The organism is Pseudolabrys taiwanensis (assembly GCF_003367395.1).
Lineage (GTDB): Bacteria > Pseudomonadota > Alphaproteobacteria > Rhizobiales > Xanthobacteraceae > Pseudolabrys > Pseudolabrys taiwanensis.
In genome coordinates this window covers 4196865-4212179 of record NZ_CP031417.1, presented here as the reverse complement: position 1 = coordinate 4212179, position 15315 = coordinate 4196865, and the positions used below count along the sequence as shown (strand labels likewise).

Below are 15315 nucleotides of genomic sequence, written 5' to 3'. Positions count from 1 at the left end.
CCCGGGAAGGTCGGCAATTGGCGGCGGGCGTTCTTTTAACGCTATTTATGGCGGCTGTAAGTCTACAAAAGCCTAAGGAGTGAACCTGGATTCCAGCACTTTAGAGCCATTTCCAGGCCACTCCGACCTGGATGTAACCCTCTTTCGGGTGATTTCGTTGCCGGATTTTTGGCTTTACGCGCCAAAACAAAACGGCGGGGCCGAGGCCCCGCCGTGCGGTATCGAAGTAAACTTTTCGCGTTCTGCTCAGCCCTTGAGGACTTCCACCAGCGTCTTGCCGATGCGGGCGGGCGACGGCGACACGCGAATGCCGGCCGCTTCCATCGCCGCGGACTTCGACTTCGCATCGCCCTTACCGCCGGAGATGATCGCGCCGGCATGACCCATGCGGCGGCCCGGAGGCGCGGTGACGCCAGCGATAAAGCCGACCATCGGCTTCTTGCGGCCCTTCTTGGCTTCGTCGATCAGGAACTGCGCGGCGTCCTCTTCGGCCGAACCGCCGATCTCACCGATCATGACGATCGATTCGGTCTTCGGGTCGGCGAGGAACATCTCCAACACGTCGATGAACTCGGTGCCCTTGACCGGATCGCCGCCGATGCCGACGGCCGTGGTCTGGCCGAGGCCTTCGCGCGTCGTCTGGAACACCGCTTCGTAGGTCAGCGTGCCGGAGCGCGACACGATACCGACCGAGCCGGTCGAGAAGATGTTGCCCGGCATGATGCCGATCTTGCATTCGCCGGAGGTCATCACGCCCGGGCAGTTCGGCCCGATGAGGCGCGACTTCGAACCCGACAGCGCGCGCTTCACCTTGACCATGTCCAGCACCGGAATGCCTTCGGTGATGCAGACGATGAGCGGGATCTCCGCCTGGATGGCTTCGCAGATCGCGTCGGCGGCGCCCGGCGGCGGCACGTAGATGACGCTCGCGTCGCAACCGGTCTTGTCCTTGGCCTCGGCGACCGTGTCGAAGATCGGCAGATCGAGATGCGTGCCGCCGCCTTTGCCGGGCGAGGTGCCGCCGACCATCTTGGTGCCGTAGGCGATCGCCTGCTGCGAATGGAAGGTGCCGTTCTTGCCGGTGAAGCCCTGGCAGATGACCTTGGTGTTTTTATCGATGAGGACGGACATTACGCAGCCTCCTTCACGGCCTTGACGATCTTCTGCGCGGCATCGTCCAGGTCGTCACCGGAGGTGACGTTGAGGCCCGATTCCTTGATGATTTTCTTGCCCAGTTCGACGTTGGTGCCTTCGAGGCGCACGACCAGCGGCACCTTCAAACCGACTTCCTTCACCGCGGCCACCACGCCTTCGGCAATGACATCGCACTTCATGATGCCGCCAAAGATGTTGACCAGGATGCCCTTCACGTTCGGATCGGAGGTGATGATCTTGAACGCCGCGGTCACCTTCTCCTTGGTGGCCGAGCCGCCGACGTCGAGGAAGTTCGCCGGCTCCATGCCGTAGAGCTTGATGATGTCCATCGACGCCATGGCGAGGCCGGCGCCGTTGACCATGCAGCCGATCTGACCGTCGAGCGCGATGTAGTTGAGGTCGTATTTCGACGCCTCGACTTCCTTGTCGTCCTCTTCGGTGATGTCGCGCAGCGCCATCACGTCGGCATGGCGATAGAGCGCGTTGTTGTCGAAATCGACCTTCGCGTCGAGGCAGACGATCTTGGCGTCCTTGGTCACGACCAGCGGATTGATCTCCAGCATGGACATGTCCTTGGCGATAAACGCCGCATAGAGCTTCGGCAGAATGTCGCCGATCTGCTTGGCGAGATCGCCGGTCAGCTTCAGCGCCTGCGCGACGGCACGCGAGTGATGCGGCATCAGGCCGGTGGCCGGATCGACCGAGAACGAAACGATCTTATCGGGCGTGTCGTGCGCGACCTGCTCGATGTCCATGCCGCCTTCGGTCGAGACGACGAAAGCGACACGCGAGGTTTCGCGATCGACCAGCGCGGAGAGATAGAACTCCTTGTCGATGGCCGAGCCTTCTTCGATATAGAGGCGGTTGACCTGCTTGCCCTTCGGGCCGGTCTGATGCGTGACCAGCGTCGAGCCGAGAATGCGGGTCGACTCCTTCTTCACATCGTCGATGGACTTGACCACCTTGACGCCGCCGGCCTTACCGCGGCCGCCGGCGTGGATCTGGGCCTTCACCACCCAGACGGGGCCGCCGAGTTCCTCGGCTCCCTTGATCGCCTCGTCGACGGTGAAGGCGGGGACGCCGCGCGGCACGGGCACGCCGAATTCGCGCAGCACTGCTTTAGCTTGATACTCGTGGATGTTCATTGTCGCTATCCAACTCCATGGCTGCCATGCCCCGCGCGAGCGGGGCATCCAGTATTGTCCTGACTTAAGGCTCGCTCTCGAACTCGATGAATACTGGACCGCCCGCTTTCACGGACGATGACACCGTGAACTAGGCCAGGCTCGGCGCGATCTTCTTGCAGGCCTCGATGAGCCCCTGCACCGAAGCGGCGGACTTCTCGAAAGCAGCGCGTTCAGCGCTGTTGAGCTCGACCTCGACGACGCGCTCGACGCCCTTGGCGCCGATCACCACCGGCACGCCGACATAGAGGTCCTTGAGACCGTACTCGCCGCTGAGATAGGCGGCGCAGGGCAGCACGCGCTTCTTGTCGAGCAGATAGCTCTCCGCCATCGCGATGGCCGAGGCGGCCGGGGCATAGAAGGCCGAGCCGGTCTTGAGCAGGTTGACGATCTCGGCGCCGCCATTGGCGGTGCGCTTGACGATCTCGTCGATGCGGGCCTGCGTGGTCCAGCCCATCTTCACGAGGTCCGGCACCGGAATGCCGGCGACGGCCGAATAGCGGGTGAGCGGCACCATGGTGTCGCCGTGGCCGCCGAGCACGAAGGCCGTGACGTCCTGCACCGACACGTTGAATTCGTCGGCCAGGAAGTAACGGAAGCGCGCCGAATCGAGCACGCCCGCCATGCCCACGACCTTCTGCGCCGGCAGGCCGCAGCTCTTCTGCAGCGCCCACACCATGGCGTCGAGCGGGTTGGTGATGCAGATGACGAAGGCGTTCGGGGCGTACTTTTTGATGCCCGCGCCGACCTGGTCCATGACCTTGAGGTTGATGTCGAGGAGATCGTCGCGGCTCATGCCCGGCTTGCGCGGGACGCCGGCGGTGACGATGCAAACATCGGCGCCTTCGATCGCCTCGTAGCTGTTGGTGCCGCCGAATTTGGCATCGAAGCCGTTGACCGGCGACGACTGGGCGATGTCGAGCGCCTTGCCCTGCGGGATGCCTTCCGCGACGTCGAACATCACGACGTCACCGAGCTGCTTCAGACCAACGAGGTGGGCGAGCGTGCCGCCAATCTGGCCGGCACCGATCAACGCAATCTTATTACGCGCCATGGTGGGAAAACTCTCGAGCTGGTGCTGCCGCGGAGCGCGGCCGAGTGGTGGTTATCCCGTTAGGCATTTCGCGACAAGGCGCCCGCGCGCGGAGCGAAGATGCGCGCCTTGGTATCAAGTATACATAATACCAGCAGACGCCTTGATGACTGTCCAGGGGGCGGGCCTCGAAAATTCAGAAAAATGCGCATTGCATCGCAATAAGTTGCGTGCGGCGCAGCGTAAAAGTTGGGGCTTCACGCGCGCCCGTTGCTTGCCCGCATCGGCCGAGGGCGCATGATCTTTTTTTTGGATTCGTGGGGACAAGGCGGCTCTGCATGCGTGGCATATGGCGGGCACTCGGACCGGGATTGGTGACGGGGGCGGCCGACGACGACCCAAGCGGCATCGCGACCTACTCGCAGGCCGGCGCGCAGTTCGGCTTTGCGTTGCTCTGGACGATTTTTCTGACGCTGCCGTTCATGGCGGCGATTCAGATCATCAGCGCGATCATCGGCTGGGACACACGCCAGGGACTGGCCCGCAATCTGTCGCGCGTCGTGCCCAAACCCGTGCTGTATCTGCTGATCTCGGCGCTGCTGGTCGCCAACACGATCAACATCGCCGCCGATCTCGCCGCCATGGGCGAGGCGCTGAACCTCGTCATCGGCGGTTCGTCGCTTCTGTACGCGGTGCTGTTCGGCGCGGTCTGCCTGATCGCCGAAGTCTTCATCCCCTATCATCGCTATGCCGGCATCCTGAAGCTGATGACGCTCGTACTGCTGGCTTACGTCGCGGCCGCGTTCAGCGTGCAGATTCCCTGGGGCGACGTCGTTCGGGCGACCGTCGTCCCGCAAATGAAGTTCGACCAGGAAACGCTGCTGATGATCGTTGCCGTGTTCGGCACGACGATCAGTCCGTATCTGTTCTTTTGGCAGGCATCGCAGGAGGCCGAGGAGTCGGCGCTGAGTCATCGCCGCAGATATGCGAGCCATCCGACCCAACGAAAGCGCGCCTTCCGTACCATCTCGGTCGACACCTGGACCGGGATGGTGTTCTCCAATCTCGTTGCGTTCTTCATTATCGTCACCACCGCGGCAACGCTGCATACCCATGGGGTCACGCATATCGACACGGCCTCGGAGGCCGCCGAGGCGCTGCGGCCGATCGGCGGCCCGTTGACCTTCGCGCTGTTCGCCCTCGGCATTATCGGCACCGGACTTCTTGCCGTGCCGGTGCTCGCCGGCTCGGCCGCTTATGCGGTCGCCGAATTGTTCAAGCTGCCGGGCAGCCTGGAACTGCCGGTCAACCGCGCCATCGGCTTCTATGCCATCGTCGCAGCGGCGACGCTCGGCGGCGCGGCTTTGCTGGCGACCAAGATCGATCCGATCGCCATGCTGTTCTGGGCGGCCGTGATCAACGGCATCGTGGCGGTGCCGATCATGATCGCGACCATGTTCGTCGTCGGCAGCAAACGTGGCATCCGCCTGCTGGCGGCGCCACGCTGGCTGATCGTCCTGGGCTGGCTCGCCGCGGTGCTGATGGCGGTCGCCGTCGTGCTGCTGATCTGGTCGAGTCTTTAGGTCTCGACGATCTTTTCCGACCAGGCGACGCCCTGGCGCGGCCCGTGCGGCAGGCCGAGATAGGCTTGCGAACGCATCTCGATCAGGCGCGAGGCGGTGCGCTTGAACTCGTTGGCCTCGTAGCCCTCGGTGCCGGTGTAGAGGTGATCGGGCTGCGCCTCCGCGGAAGCCAAGAGCTTGACCGCGTGATCGTAGAGCGTGTCGACCAGGATGATGAAACGCTTGGCCTCGTTACGCCGCGCGAAATCCATCACCGGGATATGGTCGATGATCAGCGTGTGAAACTCGTGCGCGATCTTGAGGAAGTCCGAGGCCGCCAGCGGCCGCGCGCAGAGGTCTTCGAAGGCGAAGCGCGCAACGCCCATCGCGGCCATGGGCACGCGGATAACGTGCCCCTTCACCACCAGTTCGTGCGCGGCGCCATGACCGTCGGCCAGCCGCTGCCACGCGTCGTCGAGCGCGGCCTTGGCCTTCTCGTCCGGCGGCACGTACCAGGTCGGCACGCCGGTGAGCTTCTCCAACCGGAAGTCGACCCGCGAATCGAGCCGGGTCACTTCGCAATACTTCTGCAGCAGCTCGATGAAGGGCAGGAACAGCGCCCGGTTGAGACCGTCCTTGTAGAGATTGTTCGGCGCCTGATTGGAGGTCGCGACCACGACCACGCCGAGCTCGAAGAGCTTGGTGAACAGCCGGCCGAGAATCATCGCGTCCGCGATGTCGGTGACGTGAAATTCGTCGAAGCAGAGCAGCCATGACTCTTCGGCAATGGCCGCGGCGGCCCGCTGGATCGGATCGGGGCCGTTGCTGCCCGTCTTCGCTTCCTGGCGGTAGGTGTGCACGCGCTCGTGCACGTCGGCCATGAACTCGTGGAAATGGGCGCGGCGCTTGCGCCGGACCGCCACGCTGTTGAAGAACAGGTCCATCAGCATGGTCTTGCCGCGGCCGACCTCGCCATAGACGTAGAGGCCCTTCAGCAGCGGGCGCTGCTTCTCCCGCTTGCCGAACAGCCAGCCGAGCGAAGACGATTTCTGCGCCAGCCGGTGCTCGGTCAGCCGCCGCTCGAGCGCGGTCATGGCGCGTACGAGTTCGGCCTGGGCCGGATCGGCCTCGATCTTTCCGGCGGCAACGAGCGCCTGGTAGCGGTTGCTGAAATTCTCGGACATTGACTTGGGTTGGGAGTGGGCGGGGCTACCCCGCTTGAGGCGGCGCGGCGCTGGACACCTAGGGGCCGGAGCGCCTTCTGTAAATCGCCCGATCGGCGAATTCGCCGAAAGACCGCTTTGCTGCACCCTTTGCTGCAGCATTGCTGCGGGTCTTGCTGCACTGCACCATGGCCTTTGCTGCAGCCTATGCTGCAGAAATCGCCGCAACAATTGCCTTGCTGCTCTTCGCCGGAAGAACGCCGGCCAGGGGCCCAAAAGCTTAATTAAGTCGCTGCCAGTTATGCATTTTCCGCGCAGGAGGAAGGCGCATGGGTATGAAGGCGCCATCGCTTTTTTGCTGCATTGCACCATATAAAGGCGTGGCGAGCGACTCGGCCCTGAAGGGCGGCGCCGGCGAGGGAAACGCGAAGGTAGGGCGATGAACGATCGATTGGAGACCCAACCTATGCAAGAGCCCCTGCCCGACGGCGGCCTCGTCCGTAAACTGTGGCTCGGCGAGGCCGACGCCTACCGCGACCACCTGCTCCGGCTCGACCCCGACAGCCGGCATCGGCGCTTTTCCGGCGCCGTCGCGGACGACGTGATCATCAAGCACGCCGCCACTGCCGACGACCTCGGGGTGGTCATTCACGGCTTCTTCGTGGACGGCGTGCTGCGCGGCGCGGCCGAGCTGCGGCACTTCGGCGACATGTATTCCCGCCAGGCCGAGGCCGCCTTCAGCATCGAAAAGGAATGGCAGAGCCACGGCGTCGGCACCGCACTCCTGGAGCGCACGCTGCTGTCCGCCCGCAACCGCGGCGTCAAATCGCTGCAGATGAACTGCCTCGCCGACAACCGGCGCATGCAGCAACTGGCCAAGAAGTTCGAGGCCGACCTGAAGTTCGATTTCGGCAGCGTCGTCGGCGAACTGGAAGCGCCGCGCTTCACACCGCTGTCGGTTATGCGCGAGGCCGTCGAAGACGCCCACGGCATGACCTCCGCCTGGCTCGACGCGTCCTCGCGTCTATTCAAGACGGCGTAAGGCTTTCTCTCCACGCCGCATAGCCTTCGCCACGGTCATTGCCGGGCTCGACCCGGCAATCCATGAGGCGGCGGCGCCGGCACTGAAGAGCGTACGGCTTTCGCAAGTGGCGATTCATCATGGATGCCCGGGTCAGGCCCGGGCACGACGCCGTGCGTGCGGCGGATCCCTCACGCCAGCGGGTAGCTCTCCTCGATCACATAAGGACCGCCGCCCATCGAGGCGCGGGACGAATACAGCACGAAGCGCGAGACGTGGAACGACGGCGTGCGGAACAGGCCGTGCGTCGACAGGTAGGCCGCGACGTCCTGGCTCGAGGACGCGCGCAGCCGCGCAACGGTGACGTGCGGCGTGTATTTGCGGCCCTCGGGTTCGAGGCCGATCCGCTGCATCAGCCGCTCCTGCTCCGCCTGCAACTCGATCAACGCTTGCGACGATGCCACGCTCGCCACGACGGCGCGCGGCTTGCGCCCACCGAACGCGTCGAGCCCGTCGAAATGCAGATCGAAGGCACGGCGTTTGACCTGATCGAGCGTCGCGGCAACCTCACGCGCCACGCCATCGTCGACATCGCCGATAAACCGCAGGGTCACGTGGTAGTTCTCGGCGTCGATCCAGCGCGCGCCGGGCAGGCCGCCGCGCAGCATCGATAGCGACATCGCCACGTCGGGCGGAATTTCAATGCCGGTGAACAGACGGGGCATTTTTCGGACTCGTCCGGTCTTCGTGCGCGATCAGGAGGCCCTTGCCGCGCGCGCCCGCGCGACCAGTTCTTCCACCTTCGGCAGGATGCGTTCGACGATGACGTCGACGCCGGCCGCATTGGGGTGCATGCCGTCGGCTTGATTGAGCTTCGCATCGGCCGCCACCCCGTCGAGGAAGAACGGATAAAAAATGACCGGATACGCGGCCGCGAGGGCCGGATAGATCGCGTCGAACTTGGCGGCGTAATCGGCGCCCATGTTGCGCGGCGCCTTCATGCCGGCGAACAGCACGGCGATATGGCGCTCCTGCAGCTTCTTGAGGATCGCATCGAGCGCCGCCTTGGTCAGCGCCGGATCGAGCCCGCGCAGGGCGTCATTGGCGCCTAGTTCAACGATGACGGCCTCGGTGCCGTCCGGCACCGACCAGTCCAGGCGATCGCGGCCGCCGGAGGCGGTGTCGCCGGAGACCCCCGCATTGGCGACATCGACGGCGACGCCTTTGGCTTTCAGCGCCTCGGCGAGCCGGGCGGGGAAAGCCGCCTGGCCGGGCAGGCCGTAGCCCGCCGACAGCGAATCGCCGAGCACCACCAGCTTGACCGGCCCATCCGCCGCCCGGCCTGCTTGCGGCACCAGAACGCAGGCGAGAAAGGCCAAAGCGACGGCCAGGTCCTGGACCCTGGCCCATATGTTCCCATATGAGCGAAGGTTTAAACGACGAGGTCTCATGACCGATTCTTCCCAGGCGGGGCCCGCCATTACGCTGGCCGGCGTCAATCTTTCACTCGGGCAAGGGGCTGCCCGCGTTCATATCCTCAAGGATATCAGCCTCCATATAGGCACGGGCGAGGCAATCGGCCTCATCGGACCGTCCGGCTCGGGCAAATCCACCCTGCTGATGGTCATGGCCGGGCTGGAACAGGCCGATTCCGGGACGGTGACCGTGGCAGGTGAGAACCTGACCGGTCTCGACGAGGATGCGCTGGCCCGCTTCCGTGGCCGCAACATCGGCATCGTCTTTCAATCTTTTCATCTCATCCCCACCATGACCGCCTTGGAAAACGTGGCGGTGCCGATGGAGCTGACCGGCGCGCCCGACGCGCAGGAGCGCGCCCGCGAGGAGCTCGTGGCCGTCGGCCTCGGCGCGCGGCTGAACCATTACCCGGCACAGCTTTCGGGCGGCGAGCAGCAGCGCGTCGCGGTCGCCCGCGCACTCGCGCCCAATCCGGCGATCCTCGTCGCCGACGAGCCGACCGGCAATCTCGACGAGGACACCGGCAAGCAGATCGTGGATCTCCTGTTCGAAGGTCAGGCACGGCGCAACACCACTCTGGTGCTGGTGACGCACGACGCTGGCCTTGCCCGCCGCTGCGGACGCACGGTGCGGCTGCGCTCGGGGCGCATCGATGGCGAATAACTTCTCTTATGCCTCCCCCGGCAAGGAGGAGGGAAAAAGAAACTGGTGGCTACCGCTCCGCTTCGCGCTGCGCGAGATGCGCGGCGGCCTGCGCGGTTTCTATGTCTTCATTGCCTGCATCGCGCTTGGCAGCATGGCGATCGCCGGCGTCGGCTCGCTCGCGGCGTCTCTCGCTGACGGCCTCGCGCGCGAGGGCCGGGTCATCCTCGGTGGCGATCTCGCTTTCACTTTGATCCAACGCGAAGCGACGCAGCAGGAACTCACGTTTCTACAGGGGCGCGGCCGTGTCTCAACGGCGGCGACCTTGCGCGCGATGGCGCGCACCGAAGACGGCGGCGCGACGCTTGTCGAGATGAAAGCAGTCGACAGCGCCTATCCGCTCTATGGCGACACGGTGCTCGATCCCGCCGGCCCCTTGGCCGATGCACTCACCGAACAGGACGGGGCCTTCGGTGCGGTCGCCGATCCCGTGCTGATGGAGCGTTTCGGTCTGAAGCCCGGCGCGCACCTGACGGTGGGCGATGCCAAGTTTATCGTACGCGCCACGCTCACCAGCGAGCCGGATAAGCTCGCGGGCGGCATCGGTTTCGGCCCGCGCCTGCTGGTCAGCGAAGCGGCGCTGCGCGCAACCGGCCTGTTGCAGCCGGGCAGTCTGGTGCGTTGGACTTATCGGCTGCGTCTGCCCGACCAGGACGCTTCCGACGCCCGCGCGAGAGCCGTCACGGCAGAGGCACGCGCCGACCTGCCGCAAGCGGGCTGGGAAATCCGTTCGCGCAGCAACGCCTCGCCGCAGCTCGAGCGTAACGTCGAGCGCTTCACGCAATTCCTCACCATCGTCGGCCTCACCGCGCTACTCGTCGGCGGCGTCGGCGTCGGCAACGCCGTGAAGAGCCATCTCGATCGCAAACGAAATTCCATCGCGGTTCTCAAGGCGATGGGAGCCAGCGGTCGCCGCGTCTTCGCGATCTATCTCACCCAAGTCTTGATGCTGGCCTTGATCGGCGGCGTCATCGGCACAGCGATCGGCGCCCTTCTGCCGTTCGCCATCGCGTGGATGTTCGGCGCCATCATTCCGCTGCCGATCATACCGGCATTGCACGCGGGCGAACTGCTGCTGGCGCTCGTCTACGGCCTGTTGACCGCGCTCGCCTTCGCACTCTGGCCGCTCGGCCGCGCGCACGATGTGCCGGTGGCGGCGCTGTTCCGCGACGGCGTGTCACCGCAACCGCGCAAACCACGCCCGATGTACGTCGCCGCGACGGTCGCCGCCGTCGCCGCGCTGGTCGCTCTCGCTGTGCTGCTCGCCTACGACCGCCGCGTGGCGCTGATCTATGTCGGCGTTGCCGCCGTGGTATTCGTCCTGCTCCGCCTGGTGGCGACGTTGCTGATGGCGCTGGCGGCGCGTGCGCCGCGCGCCCGATCGACCGTGCTGCGCATGGCGGTCGCAAACATCCACCGGCCGGGCGCGCTCACCCCGACCATCGTGCTCTCGCTCGGCCTCGGCATCGCGCTCCTGGTCACGGTCATCGAGATCGACGCCAACTTGCGCCGGCAGTTTTCGAACGAACTGCCGGCCAAGGCGCCCGCCTTCTACTTCCTCGATATCCCATCCAGCGACGCCGAGAAGTTCCAGGACTTCGTCCGCGTCCAGGCACCGACCGCCGCGATCGACGACGTGCCGATGCTGCGCGGGCGTATCATCTCGGCCGCCGGCATTCCGGCCGAGCAGATCAAACCGAAGGAAGACGCCGCCTGGGTGCTGCAGAGCGATCGCGGCATTACCTACGCCAACGAGGTCCCGGCGGGCTCGCGTCTGGTCGAAGGCCATTGGTGGGAACCGGGTTATGACGGCCCGCCGCTGGTCTCGTTCGAAAAGAAGATCGCCGACGGTCTCGGCCTCAAGCTCGGCGACACGGTCACCGTGAACGTGCTCGGCCGCAACATCACCGCGACGATCGCCAACATGCGCACGGTCGATTGGCAAAGTCTGAGCATCAACTTCGTGATGGTGTTCTCGCCCAACACGTTTCGCGGCGCCCCGCATACCCACCTGGCGACGCTCACTTATCCCGGCGGGGGTACCGCGGCCCAGGAGGGCGCCATGCTGCGCACGGTCGCCGCGACGTTCCCCATGGTCACCACGGTGCGGGTCAAGGACGCGCTCGAAGCCATCGGCGGCCTCATCGGCAACCTGGTCCTGGGCATTCGTGGCGCCAGCGCCATCACGTTGCTGGCCGCGGCGCTGGTTCTCGGCGGCGCGCTCGCGGCGGGACACCGTCACCGTGTTTACGACGCGGTTATACTCAAAACGCTGGGGGCGACCCGGGCCCGGCTGCTGGCCGCATTTACCATCGAATACCTGCTTCTGGGTGCGGCCACGGCGCTGTTCGGCATGCTGAGCGGCTCATTGGCGAGCTGGCTGATAGTCACCGAACTGATGCATCTGCGCTTCACATGGTTACCGCTGCCGGCGCTGGTTGCGGCGGTAAGCGCCGTGGTTGTGACAGTTGTGCTCGGTCTCCTCGGCACTTTCAGCGCACTGGGTCAAAAACCCGCGCCAGTTTTGAGGAATCTCTAGCGATTTTGCGACATTCAGCCGCGCAGGCCGCCACCCTTCGAAAGGCCATTCTGCGTTATATTTATTGTCGATAGGCTCATTAAGCTTTGGCAAGAATGGGGGTCACAAACGGGCCACATCTGGCGCAAATGCTGAGAGCCAACTAAATTTATGGAACACGAGCGCGAGGGCAGATGCCGGCGCGCCTGACGTGTAGCCGGCTCGGCGGAGCCGGATTGGAGAGAGGAAAACTTCGATGTCGGACTTCGACCGTAACGTAGCTGCCCGTGGCTTCGGCGCCACGCGCGCCGCGATCGATGTGGGCCTGCGCGCCTACATGCTTCGCGTCTACAACTATATGGCGGCCGGCGTCGCGCTCACCGGCGTCGTCGCCTGGTTCACCTACAACGCTGCCGTCGTCACCGACGCCACTGGCCGTATCACCGGCCTGACGTCGTTCGGACAGACCATCTTCAGCGGCCCGCTGACGATCGTCCTGTTCCTGGCGACGCTCGGCATCGTGTTCTTCATGAGCTTCCGCATCGACCGCTTGCAGCCGTCGACGGCGCTCATGCTGTTCATGGGTTACGCCGCGCTGCTCGGCCTGATGCTGTCCTCGGTGTTCCTCGCCTATACGGGCGCTTCGATCACCCGGACGTTCTTCATCTCGGCCGCCTCGTTCGGCGCGCTGAGCCTGTATGGCTACACGACGCAGCGTGACCTGTCGCCGATCGGCTCGTTCCTGATCATGGGCCTGTTCGGTCTGATCCTGGCCATGGTGGTCAACATCTTCCTGAAGAGCACTGGGCTCGACTTCGCGATTTCGGCCATCGGCGTTCTGATCTTCGCCGGCCTGACCGCGTGGGACACCCAGAAGATCAAGGAGATGTACAGCGTGAACGACGACGGCACGGTCGCCGGCCGCAAGGCCGTGATGGGCGCGCTGACACTCTATCTCGACTTCATCAACCTGTTCCTGTTCCTGCTGCGCTTCATGGGCGACCGGCGCTAACGCGCCGTTGGGCAACCGCCGCCAAGCCAGCAACGCAGAACGAATGTTTCAACGCCCGGGCCAAAAGCCCGGGCGTTTTGTTTAGCGACGCTCGTCATTGCCGGGCTTGACCCGGCAATCCATGATGACGTTCAACACCGAGAGGCCGTAAGGCTCCTTTTTACGGCGCTTCATCATGGATGCGCGGGTCAAAGCCCGCGCATGACGCCCCCAAATGTCCGACCTCACCATCCGCCCCGCAACCCTCGCCGATATCCCCGCCATCACCGCCATCTACGCCCACGCGGTCCGGCACGGCACGGCCACGTTCGAGCTGGAACCGCCGACCGAGGCGGAAATGACCAAGCGCATGCAGGCGCTGCTCGATGGCCAATTCCCGTATTTCGTCGCGGAGGTAGACGGTCGGATCGGCGGCTATGCCTATGCCGCGCTCTTTCGGCCGCGGCCGGCCTATCGCTTCACGGTCGAAGATTCGATCTACATCGCGCCGGACATGCACCGGCGCGGCATCGGCAAGGCGCTGCTGCTGAAGCTGATCGAGGTTTGCACCGCCATGGGCTTCCGGCAGATGATCGCCGTCATCGGCGATAGCGATCAGGCGGCATCGATCGGCGTGCACAAATCGTGCGGTTTCGAGCCGGCCGGTAATCTGCGCAACGTCGGCTGGAAGTTCGGCAAGTGGCTCGACACGCCGCTGATGCAGTTACCGCTGGGGCCGGGCGCGCGGACCGGGCCGGAATAGGCAAGGCCTCGTTCGGCCTCATGCCGCGGAGGCCGCGCAGCGACCGTCTCGAAGCGTCGGGCCGGCCATCCTTCGAGACGCGCACTTCGTGCGCTCCTCAGGATCAGTTGGAGAGAGGCGAACGGCGGTAAGAGCTACCCCGCCACCAGCGACAGCGACGACTTGTCGATCACGCGCAGCACGCGATCGAGTTCATGGCCACGGCGCAGAATATGACCGCTGGCGGAAATGACGCTGTAAGCGCCCTGACGTTGCGCCAGCTTGGGGTCTTTCTCGATGCGGTATAGCGGCACTTCGGATGAACGGCGGAAAACCGAAAACACCGCTTTGTCCTTGAGGAAGTCGATCGCGTAATCGCGCCATTCGCCGGCGGCGACCATACGGCCGTAGAGATCCAGGATGCGGTTGAGTTCGCGGCGATTGAAGGTGACCTGGTTCAGGGGGGAACGCACCGCTGGTCCGCCCCCCGAAAACTGGCTGGGTTCAGTATCGCCGGTCCCGATCGCCATGCGGCGCCTCCTCGTAATCGAAGTGTCATGATCGCCCCGCCAACGGCCGACGGCAAGAGCCTCGTTTACCGTTCATATCGGCGCTGCGGAGAGCGAATTGCCGCGCGTAAACGATCACGAAGTCGTTAAAGCGCCCCACAATAACGCCTCATTCCGGTCAACCGCCGGACACGCTGCATTGGGATAACAGCATCGTTGCCTCATGGCCCGGTCCGGTACGAGCGCCGGATTCCTCAGCCCCCCAGCCCCCCGGGGTTCGGCCGACCGGGCCAGTTGAGTTCAGCGTACGGTTCAATCCCCAAGACTCGGGCCGGCATGACCGGCCCTAATTTTTTTCAGCTCCCCCCGCGAACACACAAACTCAAAAAGCCGTGCATCCTTCGAGGCGCGCTTGATAGCGCACGCCTCAGGATGACGGCTTCGATGCTGCTTGCGGAGAAGAACTACTTCAGGTTCGCCGTGGCGACGCCGAGCATCGCACCCGGCTTGGCGGCCGCGCCGCTCTGGACCAGCACGGCGGCGTGATCGACATTCGCATCGCCTTTGGTCACGTCGGCGACCGGCACCGTGAAGCTTTCGGCGCCACCCTTCCAGTCACCGAGCTTCACCCAGCGACGCACGACATTGTAGTAGGTGAAGGTGCGGCCGCTGTTCTCGCCACGGCCGATCGTCACCTCGGCCTTGCTCGCATAGGGGCACAGCCACACTTCCCCGCTGCGTTGACCGTTCGCAGAAGGCACATGAACCGTGACCTTGCCGTCGGCCACCGTCATCGTCACCGGGACCGTCAGCGGCGCGTCCATCGTGCGCGTTTCGTTGATCGCTTTTTCGATCGCGGGCTTATCGCTGCCCAGCACGTGGATCATGCCGTTAACGACGACCTGCGGCGTATAGACCTCGCGGTCACCGCGGGCTTCGGCATAGGCGCGCTGCCGCTTCGAGTGGCCATGCAGCGCGAGCGTGTCCTTCCAGCCGAGATAGTCCCAGTAATCGACGGGCAATGTCAGCGCGACCACGGACGGGTCATGCGCGAACTCGCCCAGCAGCTTGTCCGCAGGCGGACAGGACGAGCAGCCCTGACTGGTGAAGAGTTCGATGACAGCGCGCGGCTCGCCGGCATAAGCCGGAATGTTAACGGCGCACAGTAATGCGACCGCAAAGGCCGTGTGGCGATTATTCATGCCGATCCCACGATCCCCCGTGCCCACAAGGCACCATATAAGGTACCTCGCCGTACA

14 protein-coding genes are annotated in these 15315 nt (G+C 64.6%); 6 read left to right on the top strand and 8 right to left on the bottom strand.

What is annotated here, in order from left to right; translation table 11 throughout:
* Nucleotides 1-246 precede the first annotated feature (246 nt).
* From sucD to mdh, 3 genes are all read right to left on the bottom strand, one after another.
* Nucleotides 247-1131, bottom strand: coding sequence for a succinate--CoA ligase subunit alpha (gene sucD / locus DW352_RS20035; RefSeq protein ID WP_115692989.1), 885 nt, complete (start codon nt 1129-1131; stop codon nt 247-249).
* Nucleotides 1131-2300: an ADP-forming succinate--CoA ligase subunit beta gene (gene sucC, locus DW352_RS20030; protein WP_115692988.1), complete on the bottom strand. Its 1170-nt coding sequence runs from the start codon at nt 2298-2300 to the stop codon at nt 1131-1133. Before sucC ends, sucD begins: the two co-directional genes overlap by 1 nt.
* Before the next feature lie 130 nt (nt 2301-2430).
* Entirely contained in the window at nt 2431-3393 is a 963-nt protein-coding gene (gene mdh / locus DW352_RS20025) for a malate dehydrogenase (protein ID WP_115692987.1), read from the bottom strand.
* Between the two features lie 317 nt (nt 3394-3710).
* On the opposite strand from mdh, the gene DW352_RS20020 reads away from it, so the two are divergent.
* Complete coding sequence (locus tag DW352_RS20020; protein WP_115692986.1) at nt 3711-4955, top strand: NRAMP family divalent metal transporter; 1245 nt, start codon at nt 3711-3713, stop codon at nt 4953-4955.
* Here the strand turns inward: DW352_RS20020 and zapE are convergent.
* Nucleotides 4952-6118: a cell division protein ZapE gene (gene zapE / locus DW352_RS20015; protein ID WP_115692985.1), complete on the bottom strand. Its 1167-nt coding sequence runs from the start codon at nt 6116-6118 to the stop codon at nt 4952-4954. The genes DW352_RS20020 and zapE overlap by 4 nt on opposite strands.
* A gap of 445 nt (nt 6119-6563) precedes the next feature.
* Between zapE and DW352_RS20010 the strand changes: the two genes are divergently transcribed.
* The gene (locus DW352_RS20010) at nt 6564-7139 is read left to right on the top strand and encodes a GNAT family N-acetyltransferase (protein WP_115692984.1); all 576 of its coding nucleotides are present in this window, start codon (nt 6564-6566) and stop codon (nt 7137-7139) included.
* A gap of 170 nt (nt 7140-7309) precedes the next feature.
* Here the strand turns inward: DW352_RS20010 and thpR are convergent, their stop codons facing one another.
* The gene (gene thpR / locus DW352_RS20005; protein WP_115692983.1) at nt 7310-7843 is read right to left on the bottom strand and encodes an RNA 2',3'-cyclic phosphodiesterase; all 534 of its coding nucleotides are present in this window, start codon (nt 7841-7843) and stop codon (nt 7310-7312) included.
* Nucleotides 7844-7873: 30 nt separating this feature from the next.
* Nucleotides 7874-8569: an arylesterase gene (locus tag DW352_RS20000; protein ID WP_115694512.1), complete on the bottom strand. Its 696-nt coding sequence runs from the start codon at nt 8567-8569 to the stop codon at nt 7874-7876.
* Between DW352_RS20000 and DW352_RS19995 the strand changes: the two genes are divergently transcribed.
* The 4 genes from DW352_RS19995 (at nt 8568) to DW352_RS19980 (ending at nt 13568) form a co-directional block, all read left to right on the top strand.
* The gene (locus tag DW352_RS19995) at nt 8568-9257 is read left to right on the top strand and encodes an ABC transporter ATP-binding protein (protein ID WP_115692982.1); all 690 of its coding nucleotides are present in this window, start codon (nt 8568-8570) and stop codon (nt 9255-9257) included. The two genes, DW352_RS20000 and DW352_RS19995, sit on opposite strands and share 2 nt — an antisense overlap.
* Entirely contained in the window at nt 9247-11835 is a 2589-nt protein-coding gene (locus DW352_RS19990; RefSeq protein ID WP_115692981.1) for an ABC transporter permease, read from the top strand. The genes DW352_RS19995 and DW352_RS19990 overlap by 11 nt, the downstream gene beginning before the upstream one ends.
* A gap of 235 nt (nt 11836-12070) precedes the next feature.
* Entirely contained in the window at nt 12071-12826 is a 756-nt protein-coding gene (locus tag DW352_RS19985; protein WP_115692980.1) for a Bax inhibitor-1/YccA family protein, read from the top strand.
* Between the two features lie 214 nt (nt 12827-13040).
* A complete protein-coding gene (locus tag DW352_RS19980; RefSeq protein ID WP_115692979.1) occupies nt 13041-13568 on the top strand; it encodes a GNAT family N-acetyltransferase in 528 nt (175 codons plus the stop codon).
* Between the two features lie 134 nt (nt 13569-13702).
* Here the strand turns inward: DW352_RS19980 and DW352_RS19975 are convergent, their stop codons facing one another.
* Nucleotides 13703-14077 (bottom strand): DUF2794 domain-containing protein, encoded by a 375-nt coding sequence (locus DW352_RS19975; RefSeq protein ID WP_115692978.1) that lies wholly within the window; start codon nt 14075-14077, stop codon nt 13703-13705.
* Nucleotides 14078-14520: 443 nt separating this feature from the next.
* Nucleotides 14521-15258, bottom strand: a complete 738-nt coding sequence (locus DW352_RS19970; RefSeq protein ID WP_115692977.1) for a DUF1223 domain-containing protein — start codon at nt 15256-15258, stop codon at nt 14521-14523.
* Between the last annotated feature and the right edge of the window lie 57 nt (nt 15259-15315).

What these genes read in the sequence shown, in the direction of transcription:
- mdh (WP_115692987.1), bottom strand. Translation starts at nt 3,393, where the DNA reads ATGGCGCGTAATAAGATTGCGTTGATCGGTGCCGGCCAGATTGGCGGC.
- DW352_RS19975 (WP_115692978.1), bottom strand. Translation starts at nt 14,077, where the DNA reads ATGGCGATCGGGACCGGCGATACTGAACCCAGCCAGTTTTCGGGGGGC.
- sucD (WP_115692989.1), bottom strand. Translation starts at nt 1,131, where the DNA reads ATGTCCGTCCTCATCGATAAAAACACCAAGGTCATCTGCCAGGGCTTC.
- DW352_RS19970 (WP_115692977.1), bottom strand. Translation starts at nt 15,258, where the DNA reads ATGAATAATCGCCACACGGCCTTTGCGGTCGCATTACTGTGCGCCGTT.
- zapE (WP_115692985.1), bottom strand. Translation starts at nt 6,118, where the DNA reads ATGTCCGAGAATTTCAGCAACCGCTACCAGGCGCTCGTTGCCGCCGGA.
- DW352_RS19995 (WP_115692982.1), top strand. Translation starts at nt 8,568, where the DNA reads ATGACCGATTCTTCCCAGGCGGGGCCCGCCATTACGCTGGCCGGCGTC.
- DW352_RS20000 (WP_115694512.1), bottom strand. Translation starts at nt 8,569, where the DNA reads ATGAGACCTCGTCGTTTAAACCTTCGCTCATATGGGAACATATGGGCC.
- thpR (WP_115692983.1), bottom strand. Translation starts at nt 7,843, where the DNA reads ATGCCCCGTCTGTTCACCGGCATTGAAATTCCGCCCGACGTGGCGATG.
- sucC (WP_115692988.1), bottom strand. Translation starts at nt 2,300, where the DNA reads ATGAACATCCACGAGTATCAAGCTAAAGCAGTGCTGCGCGAATTCGGC.
- DW352_RS19985 (WP_115692980.1), top strand. Translation starts at nt 12,071, where the DNA reads ATGTCGGACTTCGACCGTAACGTAGCTGCCCGTGGCTTCGGCGCCACG.
- DW352_RS19980 (WP_115692979.1), top strand. Translation starts at nt 13,041, where the DNA reads ATGTCCGACCTCACCATCCGCCCCGCAACCCTCGCCGATATCCCCGCC.
- DW352_RS20020 (WP_115692986.1), top strand. Translation starts at nt 3,711, where the DNA reads ATGCGTGGCATATGGCGGGCACTCGGACCGGGATTGGTGACGGGGGCG.
- DW352_RS19990 (WP_115692981.1), top strand. Translation starts at nt 9,247, where the DNA reads ATGGCGAATAACTTCTCTTATGCCTCCCCCGGCAAGGAGGAGGGAAAA.
- DW352_RS20010 (WP_115692984.1), top strand. Translation starts at nt 6,564, where the DNA reads ATGCAAGAGCCCCTGCCCGACGGCGGCCTCGTCCGTAAACTGTGGCTC.